General features: G+C 50.2%; 15 protein-coding genes and 1 pseudogene. 3 read left to right on the top strand and 13 right to left on the bottom strand.

The features are described from left to right. Nucleotides 1–95 (top strand): IS3 family transposase (locus LBW88_RS26265; protein ID WP_154902415.1); only part of this gene is annotated, 95 nt, incomplete at its 5' end. A 32-nt stretch (nt 96–127) separates the two neighbouring features. Then, nucleotides 128–541 (top strand): hypothetical protein, encoded by a 414-nt coding sequence (locus tag LBW88_RS26260; protein ID WP_224935600.1) that lies wholly within the window; start codon nt 128–130, stop codon nt 539–541. 135 nt (nt 542–676) lie between these two features. Here LBW88_RS26260 and LBW88_RS26255 read toward each other — a convergent pair. From LBW88_RS26255 to LBW88_RS26245, 3 genes and pseudogenes are all read right to left on the bottom strand, one after another. Next, nucleotides 677–1,942 (bottom strand): annotated as a pseudogene (locus LBW88_RS26255) (tyrosine-type recombinase/integrase). A 714-nt stretch (nt 1,943–2,656) separates the two neighbouring features. Further along, nucleotides 2,657–2,977 carry a phage repressor protein gene (locus LBW88_RS26250; RefSeq protein WP_224935602.1) on the bottom strand — a complete coding sequence of 107 codons (321 nt, stop codon included), beginning with the start codon at nt 2,975–2,977 and terminating at the stop codon, nt 2,657–2,659. Beyond that, complete coding sequence (locus tag LBW88_RS26245; protein WP_224935603.1) at nt 2,977–3,216, bottom strand: hypothetical protein; 240 nt, start codon at nt 3,214–3,216, stop codon at nt 2,977–2,979. Before LBW88_RS26245 ends, LBW88_RS26250 begins: the two co-directional genes overlap by 1 nt. Before the next feature lie 208 nt (nt 3,217–3,424). Here LBW88_RS26245 and LBW88_RS26240 point away from each other — a divergent pair, with 208 nt between their 5' ends. Beyond that, entirely contained in the window at nt 3,425–4,501 is a 1,077-nt protein-coding gene (locus tag LBW88_RS26240; protein WP_224935605.1) for an acyltransferase family protein, read from the top strand. A 26-nt stretch (nt 4,502–4,527) separates the two neighbouring features. Here the strand turns inward: LBW88_RS26240 and LBW88_RS26235 are convergent, their stop codons facing one another. The 10 genes from LBW88_RS26235 to LBW88_RS26190 form a co-directional block, all read right to left on the bottom strand. After that, nucleotides 4,528–4,944 carry a tail fiber assembly protein gene (locus LBW88_RS26235; protein WP_224935607.1) on the bottom strand — a complete coding sequence of 139 codons (417 nt, stop codon included), beginning with the start codon at nt 4,942–4,944 and terminating at the stop codon, nt 4,528–4,530. Between the two features lie 15 nt (nt 4,945–4,959). Next, nucleotides 4,960–6,300, bottom strand: a complete 1,341-nt coding sequence (locus tag LBW88_RS26230) for a pyocin knob domain-containing protein (RefSeq protein WP_224935609.1) — start codon at nt 6,298–6,300, stop codon at nt 4,960–4,962. A 63-nt stretch (nt 6,301–6,363) separates the two neighbouring features. After that, complete coding sequence (cor, locus tag LBW88_RS26225) at nt 6,364–6,588, bottom strand: phage exclusion lipoprotein Cor (protein ID WP_224935610.1); 225 nt, start codon at nt 6,586–6,588, stop codon at nt 6,364–6,366. Between the two features lie 89 nt (nt 6,589–6,677). Next, nucleotides 6,678–7,358 (bottom strand): hypothetical protein, encoded by a 681-nt coding sequence (locus LBW88_RS26220; RefSeq protein WP_224935612.1) that lies wholly within the window; start codon nt 7,356–7,358, stop codon nt 6,678–6,680. A gap of 305 nt (nt 7,359–7,663) precedes the next feature. After that, nucleotides 7,664–11,284 carry a phage tail protein gene (locus tag LBW88_RS26215; protein ID WP_224935614.1) on the bottom strand — a complete coding sequence of 1,207 codons (3,621 nt, stop codon included), beginning with the start codon at nt 11,282–11,284 and terminating at the stop codon, nt 7,664–7,666. A 9-nt stretch (nt 11,285–11,293) separates the two neighbouring features. Further along, a complete protein-coding gene (locus LBW88_RS26210) occupies nt 11,294–11,818 on the bottom strand; it encodes a tail assembly protein (protein WP_224935616.1) in 525 nt (174 codons plus the stop codon). After that, entirely contained in the window at nt 11,761–12,486 is a 726-nt protein-coding gene (locus LBW88_RS26205; RefSeq protein ID WP_224935618.1) for an NlpC/P60 family protein, read from the bottom strand. Before LBW88_RS26205 ends, LBW88_RS26210 begins: the two co-directional genes overlap by 58 nt. Continuing rightward, on the bottom strand, nt 12,486–13,190 hold the full coding sequence (locus tag LBW88_RS26200) for a phage minor tail protein L (protein ID WP_224935620.1): 705 nt from the start codon (nt 13,188–13,190) through the stop codon (nt 12,486–12,488). The genes LBW88_RS26205 and LBW88_RS26200 overlap by 1 nt, the downstream gene beginning before the upstream one ends. Next, on the bottom strand, nt 13,187–13,540 hold the full coding sequence (locus LBW88_RS26195; protein ID WP_224935622.1) for a phage tail protein: 354 nt from the start codon (nt 13,538–13,540) through the stop codon (nt 13,187–13,189). The genes LBW88_RS26200 and LBW88_RS26195 overlap by 4 nt, the downstream gene beginning before the upstream one ends. A gap of 9 nt (nt 13,541–13,549) precedes the next feature. Beyond that, on the bottom strand, nt 13,550–16,693 hold the full coding sequence (locus tag LBW88_RS26190) for a tape measure protein (RefSeq protein ID WP_224935624.1): 3,144 nt from the start codon (nt 16,691–16,693) through the stop codon (nt 13,550–13,552). Nucleotides 16,694–16,820: the final 127 nt, after the last annotated feature.

The raw sequence follows: 16,820 nt of genomic DNA, 5'->3' as shown, positions 1-16,820 counted from the left end.
TTAATTATATCGAGTGTGATTACAATCGGTGGCGCCGCCACAGTGCCTGTGGGGGACTCAGCCCGGAACAATTTGAAAATCTGAATCTCGCTTAGGGCCGTGTCCACATTACGTGGGTAGGATCAAAATGCTATTCACTGGCTTTACTCGCTGTTGCTACCCATACCAGAAGTTTGATTCAGTCGATGGCGAGTTGCGTTTAGCACAGGTGTTGGAGCAGGACCAAACCGTCATCAAATGGATGAAACCTAGCCCTGGTCAGTTCCGCATCGAATACCTAAGTGGTCAAAACTACGAGCCAGATTTTGTAGTAGAAACAGAGAATCGATTCTTATTAATGGAGCCGAAGAACGCGAAAGAATTAGAAAGCCTTGATGTTATTGCTAAAGCAAAAGCTGCGACTCGCTGGTGTCACTATGCAAATGAAAAAGCAGCCAAGATTGATGGAAAGCATTGGCATTACGTATTATTGCCGCATGATTCAATCACACTATCTCGCAGTGTGGATGGTCTTCTTAAAGAATTTGAATATCATGACTGAATCGAGTTTAAATTAAGCACTAAATAAGTTTAGTTTCAGTCACAGAGAGGCTAACTTTGGTGGCCTCTTTTATATCATCTCATTTGAATAGGCTAGGAGCTTTTGAATTCGAGCGTAATGGGCCTTTATAACAACTCACACAGAATTGCCCAGATTGGTCTTCGCATAGTCAAACGGCGTAATTCCTTTATCCCGGTTCGCATCCAGAAAATCAGCCCACCACTGCAACATCAGCTTGCGCTCATCCAGATGCTCCGCCTTATGGATATACGCCGCCCGTACCGAATTGCGCTCCATATGGCTCATCTGGCGTTCTACAGCATGCTTAGACCATAGGCCTGACTCAATCAACGAACTACAAGCCATCGTACGAAAACCATGTCCGCAAACCTCAACCTTTGTGTCATAACCCATCACCCGTAGCGCACTGTTCACCGTATTTTCACTCATCGGCTTACGCGGATCGTGATCGCCAATGAAAATCAACTCGTGTTCCCCAGACAACTGTTTTATCTGTCTAAGGATCGCCAGTGCTTGTTTCGACAGTGGCACCAGATGCGGTGTGCGCATTTTTGAGCCTCGCTGTGAATGCTTCACTCCGGGAACAGGCTCTCTTTCTGGTGGGATCGTCCACATTGACGTTTCAAAATCAATCTCCGACCAGCGAGCAAAACGCAACTCACTTCAGCGAATAAAAATCAACAGAGTGAGTTCCGTTGTCCAGCGGGTTAGCGGTCTGCCGGTATAGCCGTCTATTTTTTGGAGTAACTCGGGAATGCGCTCTAATTCCAGTGCTGGGCGATGTTGCCTATTTCCAGAAGCAACCGCCCCAGCCATTTCCTGCGCGGGATTGTAGTCAAGCAAACCGCTCTGAACGGAATAACGCATTATTGCTGTAGTTCTCTGTTGTAGCCGCAAAGCCACATCAAGACGTTCAGACATCTCTACGGCTGTAATTGGCGCTAACAGATCTCTCGTTTTAAGTTCAGCAATATTGCGTTTACCAATGGCAGGAAAGAGGTTGTCCTCCAGGCTTTTGAGCACTCGTCGGCTATGTTCTTCCGACCACTTTTTATTTGTGGCGTGCCACTCAACGGCAAGCTCCTTAAAAGTGCGCGCTTCTTCCTGTTCAACCTTATCATTTTTCTTTTTGTCTCCCGGGTCGATACCGTTTGCCAAAAGCTTGCGAGCATCATCACGACGTGCTCTGGCATCTGCAAGAGATACATCAGGATATACGCCTAAAGCCAGCATCTTTTGCTTCTCGCCAAAGCGGTACTGCAGACGCCAGTATCTTGAACCATTTGGGTGGACGAGAAGATGCACACTGTTGCCATCGGTAAGCTTATATTGCTTATCCGTTGGCTTGGCTGTTCTGACTTTGATATCTGTTAAAGCCATGCTTATCCCCTCCCTGTTGGTACAAGCATTATCGAACCGGAAATACCATCATCTTTACCAACATGTGTTGGTGGATGTACGTTGAAGTCGGTTGACCTTGAGAGAGTTAATATAGCGAGAAAAGCAGGTAAATGCTGGATTTTAGACATAAAAAAAGACCTCAGTTGAGGTCTATTTACATACTTATGGTGCCGAAGGCCGGACTCGAACCGGAACTATTCATTAAAATAATCTTGTTCAGCTTAATAACATTTATTCACGTAAGACATTCATATTACACTCGCTATTTTACCACTTTAATAACCTTCCAAACATTGTAATGTTTTATGAAAACCCTCAGAAAATACATTAGTTAAATATTGGAATTTAAGTTTGGCCAAGGTGTTATTTCACTCTAAGCAAGAGATCGCCACAAATAATATTGAGTATTATTAAATTGAGATAAAATGAATTTACATAAAAATAACTAGCGAAATAAATATTCACCCCACATGTAGAAAGAGGGATGAAAATAAGAGTTAATCGGAAGATTTTTGAATTGAAATGGTACGCCCTACAGGATTCGAACCTGTGACCTACGGCTTAGAAGTTCCTAGAACCACCTTTTAACACAACAACTTACCGCATCTGACCGCGCTCACACGTCCCACGATGTCAAAACATGCAAAGGCTTGGAAAAGGTCTCAAACCTTTGCGTGTCCCAAATCTGTCCCATCAAATCGTCGGCCTCCACTTCTCATCCAGCGTCATAACCTCCACCGTCACCACGCCCAGCACAATCACCTCTTCCAGTTGCTCACCCTCTATCAATCCGTCATCAGTCATCAGGTGCTTCGGGTACCACTTACCAAGCATGGTATTGCCTTCCATCTGGAACGCGACCAAATCGCCGGGCGAAACTTTAGCCACCCGGTCAACCAGCATAAAACCTGTCGCCGTTTCGATTCTGAATGTGTTGCCCGGATTAGGTATGAACAACCGGTTCAGGTTGATGCGCTCTTCAATGTAGTCAGTTGCAGGAGATACGAAGCCCATTAGCGAAGCGTCCCCATGTTGCGGAGCGTGTAGGTCCTGTCTGCGCCGTCACCCTCAGTGATGTCCATGAAGCCACCCTGATTGCGGACTATCCACTCATTGCATCGTTCAATCGACCAGTCGTGATTCGCCTGATAGAGCGCAGTGCGGAATGCAGAGGTGGTAATCACCTTGCGGCCTGCTGCGTCTAGCCTGATAGCACGGATGAAGGCTGGTTTGATTTCGTAGTCGCGGGGCATGGTTTGGCCTCCCTGATAGTTACTGTATATGCATACAGCATTATTGATCGGTAGAGCTGATCAAGTGGGAGATGGGGAGGATTTGCGAAAGGTATGTTGGGAAAGGGAATTTATTTCTGCCGGATCTTAAAGCCATGATTCAGGCTTCAATTGTTAAGGTTTCGATATGGATGTTAAGATACAGCAAAGACGCGATATGGAATCAGAAGTGAAAGAAAATAAACAGCATCTATACTCTTTGGACTTTCTTCGTGGCATTGCGGCCTATATTGTTATTTTTTGGCATTGGAAGATGCTATTTTATATCAATAACACTAAGCCACAAATCGAAAACCATTCACTTCCATTCTATGATTCATTCTCACTCTTTTATAATCATGGACTTTTGGCAGTAGAATTCTTTTTCTGTTTATCTGGATTTATATTCTTCTATTACTTTAAATCAAAAATAGAGAATGGAGATCTGAGTGCTAAACAATTTGCCTTTGACAGAATAAGTAGGATTTACCCGCTTCATATAGTAACATTCATTCTAGTAGCTGCACTTCAGTTCATATCTTTGCATTCATCAGGCTATTACCTTGCATTTATATACAATGATGCATACCATGCTTTTTTAAATGTTTTCATGCTTCACGCATGGGGATTCCAAAGTGGATTCTCATACAATGCTCCTTCATGGTCAATTTCAATAGAAAGCCTGCTTTATCTTCTCTTCTTCATTATTCTCATGGTTAAAGTAAACAAGACCATGCTGACAATTGCTTTGATAATATTAGGTGCTTTGTTATACCCCTACAGTTACAACCTTTCGGTTGGCCTGTTCAGCTTCTTTTCCGGTGGGTTGCTGGCTATGGTTTATGAGTGGATATCAAAAAGAGCATCCAAGAGCATTACCCTATTTGCATCAATAGTGCTGCTTTTATCTGGTTTTTCAATCCTTGTCTTCAGGTCTGAGTTTAACCCGAACTGGGTTGCAGCGTTGCTCTTTATACCTGTGATTCTTACATTCACAAGTGTTAGTGCGATATTCCCTCATTTCATGAAGAAGCTTAAATTTTTTGGTGACATAAGCTTTTCTATCTATTTAATTCACTTCCCTTTAATGATTATGACAAGCATTGCAGTCAACTTTATGGGGATTGATAAATCGCTATATCTGCATGATTATTTCTTTATTGGTTTCGTCATGGTTCTTACGCTACTTGGTGCGATATCGCATTATCATTTTGAAATCCCGTTAATGAAGTTCATCAGAAATAAACACTCAAAGGCAGATCGATAAAGATAAGGCGCAATTAGCGCCTTACTTCATTCAGGTTTGGTTGGTAATTTAATATCCGGATACTTTGTTAAATCGATATTATCAAGTGAGTCCGTGTAATCAATCCATGCGTTCAGTCTGCTCGACTCATCCGATGAAAGCTTCCTCCCTGCAAGTAATTTAAGACTTAGCGGATAGGTAGCGGCATTGGCTTCGGCCTTAAGCTCGCTAATAATAGACGTTGCTGTCAGTAGATTTTCTTCATCAGATGGGCCACCCTCTTCAGTCCAGGTGCCACCAACCCACTCTCCAGTTGATTTATCCTTAACGCCATCTTTGTATCTGGCTTTATAAAAACCATCGCCGACTAAATCAACTGTCCAGTTGGCTGGTCTGTCATCCCCATCCGTAACGTAGTCCACGACGTAAAGACCTTTGCTATCTAATTGGTTGAGCTTGATCATCATTAATCACCTGAATTAAATTTCTACCGGATATTCGATGTAAAGGCGAAGGCTTCTTTGGCTGCCGTTGTAACCCTGACAAACAACCCTGCCATCTGGTTGAATTTCAGCCCTATTCGCGGTGGTTAAGTCGCTTATGGCCGAAGACACAGAAATGATCGTTGTAGGGATGTAACCTGCAGGCAGAGTGAACATAGTAGTTCCGTCAGCCTTTGCTCCGTTCGCCGTCATGTTCAATGACAACTGAACTTTACCCATGACTTTCCGATATCCCGTTCTAACAACGGTACTGCCAACGCTCCACCCGTTCGCTCCAGTAGGCGTAATCCATGAGGCAATATTGTCTGCGGCGCTGTAAGCGCCAATATCAGTTGGGGTTGGTTTGTTATTAGTGCTGTAAAACTCCACCCAGGCTGTCCATGTGCTGTTTCCGTCAAAACTACGGCGGAAGATGCGCTCCCTATTAGCTGCAGCTGTGCTGAAAGTAGAAAACGTTTGAGTAATTGCACCGAAGGTGGTGGTTGGGGTTGGCGTTCTTGTCTCGACTAGCATTCGCCCTGTCACTGCGACTGGGATGTTAGTTGCTGCAGCAGTTACTCCGTATTGGCCTGGGGTGGTTAATGTATTTGCATCACCTGTAAAGAAAGATCCTGATACTGAGTTCCCAGCGCTAACCCATGAGCTCCAGACGTTGGGGTTTGCAGCAGTCCAGGTTGCAGTAAGTGATCGAGTGTAAATTACACCATATCTTGTCGTATATCGTTGAGACCCGCTAAAAGCACCCTGATCGAATACCTCAAGCATTCCTGCTACTGCTTCTGGTAGATTTGCAATGCTATAACTTGCGCTAGCGGCGCAATTCCATAACCCATAGTTGGACGGCCCAATTAAATTAGCATCAGTGAATCCGGCACTTGCGGGGCTTGGTTGGCGTGGAAATGATGCGGAAATATCCGCCGTCAGCTTGGAGAAGCTGCTAATCGTTACCGTAGTTCCATCCGGCGCAGTCATGGTGATGCTGCCAGTACCCGTCATAATCTGCTGCCAGCCATCCATCTGTGACTGGTAGTAACTCAGCTGCGCGGCCAAGCGGCGCGCAAAGTCCGGTACCGAGTCGGTGTAGAACGACAGGATTGCATAAGCCTGACCTGCCGCAACGGTTCCGGCAGTTGTCTTAAGCGTCAGCTTAGTGGCGCTCTGTACGCTGGCAACCTCATACATCTTCACCGTGCCAGAGCCGGGAATAAGCAGCGCCTGACCGGGGCCGATAGACTGGGTGTTATCAAGGAAGTTGGTGCCAGTGCCTGTTACGGTTGTTCCAGATACGGCGATTGTGCCGGTGGTGTACCATGCCATTGAGTTTCTCCGGGCGATAAAAAACCCGGCGCGGTGGCCGGGTTCGACATGTTCAGTTGAGCGTTATTTATTACAGGTCGATTTGGTGAAGTTGGATGCTGGCACCCACTTCCAGCCAAAAGGATTACCCGCGTAATACTGGGCTTGATTAGCCTGCTTGCGTACGCCGTAAATCGGTACGGTGGTTTCCTGACCACCAACATTAGCGATCGCTGTGCATTGCTGTGGTGGTAGTGTCTGGCAGGCAGATAAGACCATTGCAGCAAGTAGCAGAATAATTGTTTTCATGATTTCACCTGTGCGGATATTTAGGTCCGTTATAAATCCGCATGGTGATTACATTCAAATCACGAATTAGATCTCAAAGATCGAATTTACTAATATCTGGATACATCAATGGCGGTAATTCTGTTCCGGTAATTGGACAGCGTTGCGTTAGATGCATTGCTGTCAATATTACCCAGATATCCGCTAGTGATTTGTGTGGTAGAACCGTTGAATCTTGCCGATGAGCAGTACTGCGCCACTATAGGTATTGGCTGTCCCGATGAGTTATTTACCCCTGCAAAATACCCAGTGAACACAGGCGCCACCGCCCATTGACCAGACAGAGTGGTGTTAATCACAAATCCAGAGTTATTAACGTTTGTCGAGTCACCAATGCTCTGAACATCACGAAGCACCTTTGTTTCGTTTGTCAGAATGCATCTTCCCTGAGAATCATTTATCTGAATTCCCCATGCAGGTATTGGCTGAAACTGGTAACCAAAAATAAAAACATTAACTGTGCGTGCTGGCCCTCTGCAAGATAACTGCCATCGATTATTAGTCGAGTTAAGCTGCAAAGCCTCGCAGTTTTCATTAGAACCCTGCGGAGCGTTGCTGTTCACAAATACAAATCTGATAGCGCCATCATTAGCAAATAAGTCCTGAACTGAACCGTTACCGGTTACGGCTGGAACACTCAGCACCTTCTTTTCCAGAAGAGACAGAGGCATTGTATCTGCTATGTAGAATGGTACGCCGCTGGCATCTGCCAATAACGCTCCAAAGGCCATGCCTTACCTCGCGAATGCTAGAATTGTTCCAGGCACATTTGGGAATGTGCCATTCGTATAATCAGTTGATGCAACCTGAGTAACTAATATTGCGCTCCCACTTACACTGATTCTTTTTCTTCCTTCACCAGTGCGATCCGCGTTTGGCTGAAATAAATAGTCCAGCGAGTAACCTGAAGGCAATGAGAATGACTGGCTATAGTTGCTAGTTGCATCAATAGCCATCGTTCCCAATGCGTTTATTTTCACCAGGCCTGTGTTGTTATCAACCCCATTGGCGTCCCATGTTCCGAAACCGTATGCCATTAACTGAGTTTCCCCATCCTGACACGTAATACGCCGTTGGCGTCGTATACGCTGATTTGGTTATTGGTCATGGTCATGCGCCCAGAACTATCAGATCCGTTATTCTCGAAGTTACCGCCCTTATCCAGCCTCCAACCAGTTGTGTTTGCAACGTAGTTGGTTGACTGGATGAAATTTCCAATCTTGGCGTTATCAATCGAACCATCCTGGATGAATGCTGAGCGAAGGAAGGTTTGCCCCGCTACCGCTGCAAATGCGAGATCGTAGTTCCCATTATTGGTGTTGTAGATGGCAAAGTTATCCGCACTAAAAAGCGCATATGACTGTACCGTTCCGCCATCGCCTTCGATACCAAGTTGCATGCCAGCAACATACTTATTCCCGTTACTGTCAATCTGGACCTTGACGCCCCATTGAGCAGATAATTTACCGTCGATTGTTGCTAATGCAGTAGCAGTCTCTTGCACCGCTGCACTGGTTTCGTCTAGCTGAACTTCCACGGTTTGCTGAAGTTCTGCAAATGCTCTATTGCTATCAGCCTGAGCTTTTTCCGTGGTTGTAATTCTAGCAACCGATTTCCCGGTAGCCGCTCTCTGTGCCTGTGCATCCCTGTCATTAGCCAGGGCATTTTCGATGGCAGCCATTGCTGAGCCGTCAAAATATGCTTCAGTGCTTTGGGTCAGGCTGGCCAGCGCTTGATCCGTGGTCGTCTGCGCCGTCTGCAGAGTGCCGATTGATGCGCTGTTACCGTCCGTGGTGGCTTTAACAGCATCGACTCGCAAGCCAAGAGCGGTATCAGCATTAGCGCGAGCCTGCTGCTCTGATGTGATATTGGCTGCATTATCAGCTGTGGATGCGTCAAGGCTATCAAGCCGCTGAACCGTAGCGTTCTGGTTGTCAGTGACGGCCTTCTCAACAGTTGTCAGTCTGGCTGTGTTGCCATCAGTCGTTGCCTTAACATCGGTGATTCGCTGGCCTAATGCGTTATCACCATCAACCCGAGCCTGTTGCTCAGCCGTGATTGCGGCATTAGCTCCGGCAACATCATCCGTGTTTTTATCGAGGTCAGTGCGAACATCGTCAATGTCCTGTTGTGCCTGACCTACAGCGTTATTCAGAGTGGTTACATCAGCTTCGACGCTTTCGATTTCTGAAGTGAGGTTTTCAAATGCTTCTGAGTTACGGATCGCCTCATCGATGTAGTCCAGCATGCCCGGGATATCATCGGATGCCTTTCCTGATGCTTCCACAAATGACGACACGCCGAATGCGTTCTTCGTGCGCACGTACATGTAATAGGTGGTGTCAGCCTTCAGTCCGTGCAGCGTCCACTGCGATGCGCGCCCTAGAAACTGCGCCTCATCTTCTACCGCGCCGATGCTGCTGGCCGGAACTTCACCGGTGTACCAGAACTCGAATGACGTGTCGGTTGTTGCCGTGACATTCATCACCGGCACGATGTCGGCTGAGAAGATGCCAGGCGTCCACTGAATGAACGTTGGCGCACCCGGCGCGCCGATCACCAGGCTTACCTGTGTCTCCGCACCCTTCATGCCGTTTTCGTTTCGACCGCGCACGCCCAGCGTGTAACTGCCAGCGTCCAGCCCGTAAAAGTCGTAGCGAAACTGGTCAGTTTCATATTGCGCCACCACCTTGCCGTCAGTGCTGTACACGTACAGCTCGAACACGATTTTCTTGGTGAGAGTCGCCGTTTCCCACGTTGCCGTGACCTGCACGGTTTCGGTATTGGTGTTTATGATCCGCAGGTTCTCGATGTTCGGCACGCGATAGCCATTCAGCGTATCGTTTGGCGTTTCGAATACCGCGCCATCATCCACAATGGCCTGCTTGTTCGGGTCGTGAAGCGTGGCAGATATGCTGTAGACGGAGTTGTTGTCGTCCTCTGAAATGCCCATGATGCGGAACATGCACGGAGCCACTTCGCCGGTGGTGATGACGAATACCGTTCCGTCACGTACCCATGCTGGAGCCGTTTTGAGCGTAATCACTCGCCCGGACACACTGGCGATTTCGTACTTAACAAACTTGCCGTTCGAGCCCATCAGCGACATCAAATCGCCACCGCCGGCTAACGTTGAGACATCAGCGTCTACAGTGATGGTTTTGGCTGCGTGAGAGATGATTCGACCACCGAGGCGCGTGGCCGCGTAGTTGTTATTCATCACCTCGACGATATCGCCGGGAATGAATCGGATCGCCTCACGCGCCATCTTGAAGGTGACCTTCTTGGTCTCACGCTTAGCGGTTTCCAGCATCCATTTTCCGGTGCGGAAAGCCTGTCCACGCGAGGTACAACCGAAAGCCTCCATCGTCGTTTCGTTGTAGCCGTAGCGATCAATCATCTCGTCGTCGGAGACGTATTCCTTCACCTGCTCCCAGCCGTTATTCGGGTCAGTCCAGGAAACGACCACTGCGTTATATCGCTCTGACCTCTTCATTGAGCTGTATGTGAACAGCCCATCGACCACGTTTGCGTTGGTGATAGATGCAACCGGATCCTGTGGGTTGTCCAGCATCACAGAGAAGCGCATGCCGTCCCACAGCGCGATGCCTCGGAACATGCCCGCAATGTCGTCCAGCAGGTCGCGAGCGCTCTTCTGCTCGGTGATATAGGCGTTGAGTGTGAAGCGAGGCTCTTTACCGCCGTAGCCATCATCAACTAACTGATCACAAAACTGCGAAAGCACATACAGACTGCCGTCATCCACATCGACATAGCCTGCGCGGCGCGCCAGCCCATATCGGGTGTTCTTCACCAGCGCGCGGAATATCCACGCCGGGTTATTCGTCCAGGCTGACTTAAAACCGCCAGTCCAGATGCCGGTATAGGTTCGGGCGATCGGGTCGTAATTATCCGGGACGTCGACAATCAGTCCGCGCAGGTGATAGGTGCGTGTTGGCGTGTCGGTGTACTGGTCACGGTCAACCACGCACCCAGCAACGGCCGCGTATGGGTATGAGAGGTTGTCATTGGTGATTTCGGTAAAGCTGTTCCATACCGTGCCGTTGTTCAGCAGGTCGCTGCTGCTGTCGGCGGTGACGCGGCGCAGGCGAATATCAAACGGCTTTGTCTCCGGAGCATCAAACAGATGCGCCTCAAGGTATTCACCCGACTGCTTGCCGGTAATCGTCACTGTCTTTTGGGTCTGCCAGGCATTACTGCCTACACGGGTTTCAATGACCATTGTCACTGCGGTTTCATGCTGATTTCCCTTTGAGTCCTGATCAACAAGACTGGAAACCCCGATGTTCATGCGGACCCGGTCAACGTCAGTATCAGTCACTGTGCGCACCAGCGGCGTAGCCTGCGTCACATCGGTGTTAACCACCGTGGTCGCCTCAATGGCATTAAAGCCGTTGATCGGAGTCTGCGTTGCTGTTCCCGGACGCCACGCCACGCTGACACCATTGATCGTGGCGTTACCTGATGAATCGGTCACAGGCGTCTTGTTCAGCATGAATGATGATAGGTGGCTTTGGTCTACCGGGCCGTAGATTGGCCCTTCACTGATGAGGTCGAGAACGCGGAGGAATTGCTTTGATTTTAGGTTGTCGTCGATTAGTTTCGGAGTGCTGCCGCCACCGCCGCCTGAGCCCATTCTGTCACCTTAGCTGATAGAGATATTCCAGTCCTGATTGTTCGTGGTATCGATACCCAGGCTGATAACGTTGCTGCCCACCACCATCTCGCCGAGCAGAAGCGGCACCGGCCGCCCCTGACCGATACGGTTTTCCGCACTGGTGAATGAGTTGTTCGTAATGGAGTTCGTGTCCTGATCCGCTGATGTCTTCGTCTTCATGTGCGAAGTCATGTAGAGCGAGTACGCGACCGATGCAACCGCTACAGCAACCATGATCCAGACGGCGGCCACTGCCGAAATTGAACCCTCCACCACCGGGACGATGAGCACGCGCGAGCCGTCTTTTACGTGGCGGTTCATATGGAATTCGAGGTTGTCGCTGCAGACGTCGCTGCCGTCGATGCGCATACGGATACGGGTGTTATAGAAATCGCGCTTGAATGCAGGACACTGCGCCAGCAGAAGGCGTAACCCCTGCGCTGGAGTGTCGACGTTCATTGTGATCTGGCGGAAATGTCGTCGTAAATTCCCCGCAAATCCAAAAGTGAGCATTGTTCGTGTCTCCAGATGGAGTGAATGAGAGGGACGTGAATCTGTCGCAGCGGCTCGCGGCGGCTAAGCCTGCCGTGCACTTCGTGGTGCAGAATGGTGTTGTCGCCCAGCCAGATCATCGCGTGGCACGGGTCGCATTCGGGAAACGCGCGCCGAATGATTACATCGCCTGGCTGAATGGCGTCGAAGCCAACTTCATAGAATCCGTTTGACGCGATGTTTTTCAGGTAGAGATTTTCACCGCGCACCCACCAACCGTTGGTGCGTTCGAAGTCAGGCAAGTCAATGCCGCAGAGGTGATAGGCATCGCGAAACAGCGTGTAGCAGTCCGTTTCACCGTGCACGAACCGGCGACCAAGAAGATGCGGCACCGGGCGAAACTTACGAAGCCGCCCGCCGCTGGCCAGCCACCAGTCAATCCCGGTTGCCAGCTGCGCGGAACGGTCTGCGCCGGACAGCACCAGTTTTGGCTCAGGGTGAGAATGAAAAACAGCGGTGATTTCTCCCGCCGCTTCTGCTTCAAGCCAGTCTCTGTCGTCAATACGGAAGTTTCTCGCCGGGTCGGGATGCGCGTTGCGACATCGCCACAGTCGATCGCCATCGATGATCACCCCACACACTTCGTCGCCCGATGAGTCGGCATAGGCCAGGCATTCAGATTCAAGCATCAGGACACCTTGGCAGAGCCGGGATAGCCGCCGTATGGCAGCGCGGATGGTTTAGCGAATCGTAACCGGCAACCGCTACGGTGCTTAGAGCACTTATCGCGTGACAGGTCTGAGGTTGGGTTATCCTTCTCATCTGCCACCGCGCCGCCGGAATAGCCGCAGCCATCGCCGCGATACACCCACTGGCAAACGTCCGCCAGAATGGTGCGCGCCGGAATAATGGCGTTATCGCAGTCAACTGGCGTGGCGAGGTTGTAGGTGACAGTCTCAAACGTCTCTTCTGCCATTTCCTCGATGACGTAGCGTGAAACTGCCTCCATCGTCGGATCGGCATCAGCATTTCCGTTCGGAAAGTTCACAGCGTCCAGATGCTTAACCAGTACCTGTCGACGTGTCACCACGGCGCCCAGCGCATCATCGAAATCGTGGTTGATGCCGGTAATCAGGCCAGTTATGTTCGCCACCTTCATTGTCGGTCGCGAGTAAGTTCCCTCCGATTTCACCTCGAACCCCTCAACGGCGATCGGATAGGCCGAGTAAGCGCGCCCCTGCCAGATAACATCGTTGTAATAGCCGTTTGTGCCCGCGTGAAAGCGGATAACATCGCCGCCAAACGACTGCAGGTCGACTTCATACAGGTCGAGCATCGCGCCGACACCGGCATCAACGCTCTCGATGATTAGTTCTGCTGGTATGTCTCTCATCGCGGCACCTGCTCAAACGTTCCTGTTAGCGTGTAAACGCCTTTGTTTTTCTGCATCGACCAGGAGCGGCACACGTACAGCGCCTGAACGCCGGTGTCAGAAGGCGTCCAGTAAAACGACTCAACGGCCATACGAGCGATAAGGAAGGCTCGAACTTCCTTTGCCACGTTTGGCCTTGAGCACTTGGAATCGTCATAGCCAATGAAGGTCAGCGGGTACTTACCCATGAGCGGGTTGATACCATTCACCTGTCGCTGTTCATAACGATCGCCCAGCTTCACGACTGTTACATCAGGCGTGTCCTCGCCCGTGAATCCCGTTTGCGGGCTCCATGTGAAAGTTTCTGGCATGGGGGTTTCCTATTTCTTGCGGGATTGAAGCATGCCACCAGGGCGAGTGCTCTGGTCTTTGATCTGATAAAGCGCTACCTGCTTCATCATTCCGGCCATCTTCTGCATGGTTGCGTCGTCAATGCCGTTGGTAGTCTGGATGTTGAACGCCACATTAAACACCGTGCCGCCGCCGTCACTGCTTCCGCCGCCAATATCCTTATTGCTGATCACCGAGCCGTTATCGCCCGGAATCATGTACTGGCTGCCATTGCTGGCCTTGAAGATTTCAGGCTTACCGCCCTCACCAACCCTATAGATGCTGCTTCCATCAACAGGACCACCTTTCTCTCGGCCACCACCGTAGGAAATGCTGCTAATTGCGCTGACCATCTGGCCTCCAGCTGCAACTGCTTGAGCAATTGCGGGAAGGTTTGCAGGGTATGGAAGCGCCATTGCATTGCCTATGGCGGTTTGCAAGTTAAGTGCTGCCTGAGCAACTGCAAATCCTTTGCTTATTGCGAACATGGCCTGGTAAGCAGCGCTAGACTTTCCAGCGGCCTGCCCAATGGCATCCGCAACCGCACCGACAGAGTCAGAGGTGGCGCCAAGCAGGTTGCTCATGTTCTGCTGGTAGGTTTGCCTCTCTGTTATCGAAATTTGCTCACGTGCGTTTGCAGCCTGTTGCTGAATGGATGTTTTCGCGTCCTCATACAGTTGAGCATTTTGAAGATCAATTGCTTGATAGTTTGCGAGTGCTGCGAGTTTTTTCTGCTCTTGCTGGTCAATCTGAGCGACAGGATCAACAGCTTCACCAGTGAGCGGGTTAACTGATGCCTTACCAGCCGCCACCTCCTGATTCGCAAAGTTTTGACCCTGCTTGATCTGCGCCTGTTGCTTGAGAGCGTTATTCTGGTCCCATATCTTGGCCGCATACTCACCTGCCTGAAGAATCTGAGCATCGGTAGCGCTCTTACTTAGGGACTGCTGAGCCTGCAAAATAGCTTGTGAACGAGACAGCTCTTTCGTTGAGTCCGCAACCTGATCAGATTTCTGGCGCATTACCTCAAGCTTCTGCGCATCGGATTCAGCTTGAGAAGCGGCTTTTTTGCCTTCCGCCGTGGAAGACTTGCGAGCACTGATGTTCTTCTCTGTAGCAGCGTATTCATCCTGCAACGCCTTTATGCGTTTGCTATCTGTGATACCAGCATCTTCAGCGTCGTATTGCGCCTGAAGCCTTGCTCTCGCTTCACCTTCCAACTTAGAAAGCTCGAGTTTGCGCTTCGTGGACTTCTCAAGCTTGTCGACTTCTTTGCTGTCACCAGTGCCTGCGATCTTGATTGGCTGATTGCTGGCCGAGGCATTGGCCTTCGAAATTGCTGCCAAATCTCCTACCAGCGCTGCAGCCTTGTTGCTTACCGCATTAATGCCCTCTGCTTGTGCCGCCCAGCCATCAAGGCCAAGAAAAGAGTAGGTGCGCGCACGGCGTGCAAACATGTCAGCAGTGCTGTTCAGGTCTGAAATCTGCTGTGTGGCATTCGGCACCCGCCCCGCCAGCCTGTCGATTGCCGCAGTGATGGAGTCAATTACGTGAACCATGCCGGAGCTTGCTCCGGTGGTATCATTTATCTGTTTAACTAGTTCCTGGAATGAAATCGTCAGGCTGTTTGTTGCCTGATCCACGGTGCGAGGAAGCTTGGAGAACTCCTGATTCACCAGCCCTGTCTGCGTCATGATTGCATTCAGAGCATCTTCTGCTGATAGCTTGCCCTCAAGCATGCGCTTGCGCAGTTCGCCCACAGAGATGCCAAGCCCTGCCGCCATCTGGCGCGCTAACTCAGGCATCTGCTCGATGATGGAGTTAAATTCCTCCGCTCGGACCGTTCCGCCTGCAATTGACTGCCCAAACTGGCGTAAAGCATTAGCCATCTCTTCAGTAGAAGAGCCGCCGATGCGGCCAATTTTCTGAAGGGTATCTGTCAGTGTGAGGATCTGCGCGTTGCTTGCTCCGGCACTTTTCAGGGATGAGGTGAGTGATTCCCAAAGCCTCTCTGTGTCCTTCAGGCTGGAACCTGATGCAGACGCGATAGCTGAAAGCGCCTGAAATGTCGCTGCACCCTCTTTAGCACTTGAAGACAGGCGATCAATGCGCGCCTGCAACTGCGTCATTGTGTCTGCGATTTCAAGGAACTGTTTGCCGTACTGAACCAACTGAGAGATAGCGATCGCGGATGCTATTGCCGTCAGTCCGGTTTTAAGTCCGCCCATAATGCCGGTAGATTTCTGCTGAGAAGCATTAGCCTGGTCTTGTGCCTGTTTCAGGTCATAAAGTTTCCCGGCCAACTCCCCGATTTCTTTACGCTGCGCCGCTGTCGCTGTGGAGCCTGCCTGTAACCGCGCCGCCAGCATAGCAGCGCTTCGAGCGCCATTCTTCTGCTCTTCAGTGAGGATTGCGATCTGCTGAGTAAGACTGGAAGACAGTGAGCGTAGTTTAGCGGCATCGTTTGCCTGCTGTGCAGCTTGCTTGGATGCCAGCATTGTGGCGCGCGCTGAAGCGTCCTGAGCTGCCTTCATGTCATACAGTTTTCCAGTAAGCTCGCCTATGCGGGCTTTCTGTTCCTGTGTCGCGCCTTCACCCGCCTTTAGCTGTGCAGCGAGGATAGCCGCGCTTCGTGATCCTGACTCCATCTCAGTGCTCAACACCGATACATCGCTTTCCAGTGATGCTATGGCTGACTGAGCGAGCTGCATTGCCGCCGTATTTGCTGCAACTGACTTCGCTGACTCTGCAGCCGCCTCTTTTACGTCGAAGAGTTTGCCTGCAAGGTTGCCAATCTCTTTAGTCTGCGCCTCTGATGCATCTCCGGCAGCAATAAGCTGTGCAGCCAGCACAGTGGCACTGCGCGCGCCATTCTGGTTGGCCTCCTCGAGCACAGCGATCTCGTTACCGAGTCGCTCCATAATCCTCGCCGCCTGACTGGCATCGTCAGCTGCGCGAGCTACGGCTTTCCCGGTTTTTGATGCGGAGCGCTCAAGGCCATCCATGTTTCCTGATGCTTTGTCAGCACCTTTCCCCATGGCATCCAGTGCATCATTTGCCTGAGTTGAGCCTTGCAAAAGCGGAGCAATGTCAGCGCCTACTTCGTAATAAATCTCTCCGACTTTCTCTGCCATTGACCTGCTCCCCGTTGATTAATACACCGCGATGTTAGTAATGTCTTCATAAGTCACATGAGGACATCCCCATGAAGAAGCGATTTTCCGACGAACAGATCATCAGCATTCTCCGCGAGGCTGAAGC

The sequence above is a fragment of the Pantoea sp. alder81 genome (assembly GCF_020179835.1).
Classification (GTDB): Bacteria; Pseudomonadota; Gammaproteobacteria; order Enterobacterales; family Enterobacteriaceae; genus Pantoea.
The sequence above is the reverse complement of the archived record's forward strand: the minus strand, read 5'-3'. Positions and strand labels throughout refer to the sequence as shown.

Coding starts and splice junctions, on each gene's coding strand:
- LBW88_RS26210 (WP_224935616.1), bottom strand. CDS start 11,818: ATGCTCACTTTTGGATTTGCGGGGAATTTACGACGACATTTCCGCCAG.
- LBW88_RS26235 (WP_224935607.1), bottom strand. CDS start 4,944: ATGATCAAGCTCAACCAATTAGATAGCAAAGGTCTTTACGTCGTGGAC.
- LBW88_RS26250 (WP_224935602.1), bottom strand. CDS start 2,977: ATGGGCTTCGTATCTCCTGCAACTGACTACATTGAAGAGCGCATCAAC.
- LBW88_RS26220 (WP_224935612.1), bottom strand. CDS start 7,358: ATGGCCTTTGGAGCGTTATTGGCAGATGCCAGCGGCGTACCATTCTAC.
- LBW88_RS26245 (WP_224935603.1), bottom strand. CDS start 3,216: ATGCCCCGCGACTACGAAATCAAACCAGCCTTCATCCGTGCTATCAGG.
- LBW88_RS26230 (WP_224935609.1), bottom strand. CDS start 6,300: ATGGCATGGTACACCACCGGCACAATCGCCGTATCTGGAACAACCGTA.
- LBW88_RS26195 (WP_224935622.1), bottom strand. CDS start 13,540: ATGCCAGAAACTTTCACATGGAGCCCGCAAACGGGATTCACGGGCGAG.
- cor (WP_224935610.1), bottom strand. CDS start 6,588: ATGAAAACAATTATTCTGCTACTTGCTGCAATGGTCTTATCTGCCTGC.
- LBW88_RS26260 (WP_224935600.1), top strand. CDS start 128: ATGCTATTCACTGGCTTTACTCGCTGTTGCTACCCATACCAGAAGTTT.
- LBW88_RS26205 (WP_224935618.1), bottom strand. CDS start 12,486: ATGCTTGAATCTGAATGCCTGGCCTATGCCGACTCATCGGGCGACGAA.
- LBW88_RS26215 (WP_224935614.1), bottom strand. CDS start 11,284: ATGGGCTCAGGCGGCGGTGGCGGCAGCACTCCGAAACTAATCGACGAC.
- LBW88_RS26190 (WP_224935624.1), bottom strand. CDS start 16,693: ATGGCAGAGAAAGTCGGAGAGATTTATTACGAAGTAGGCGCTGACATT.
- LBW88_RS26200 (WP_224935620.1), bottom strand. CDS start 13,190: ATGAGAGACATACCAGCAGAACTAATCATCGAGAGCGTTGATGCCGGT.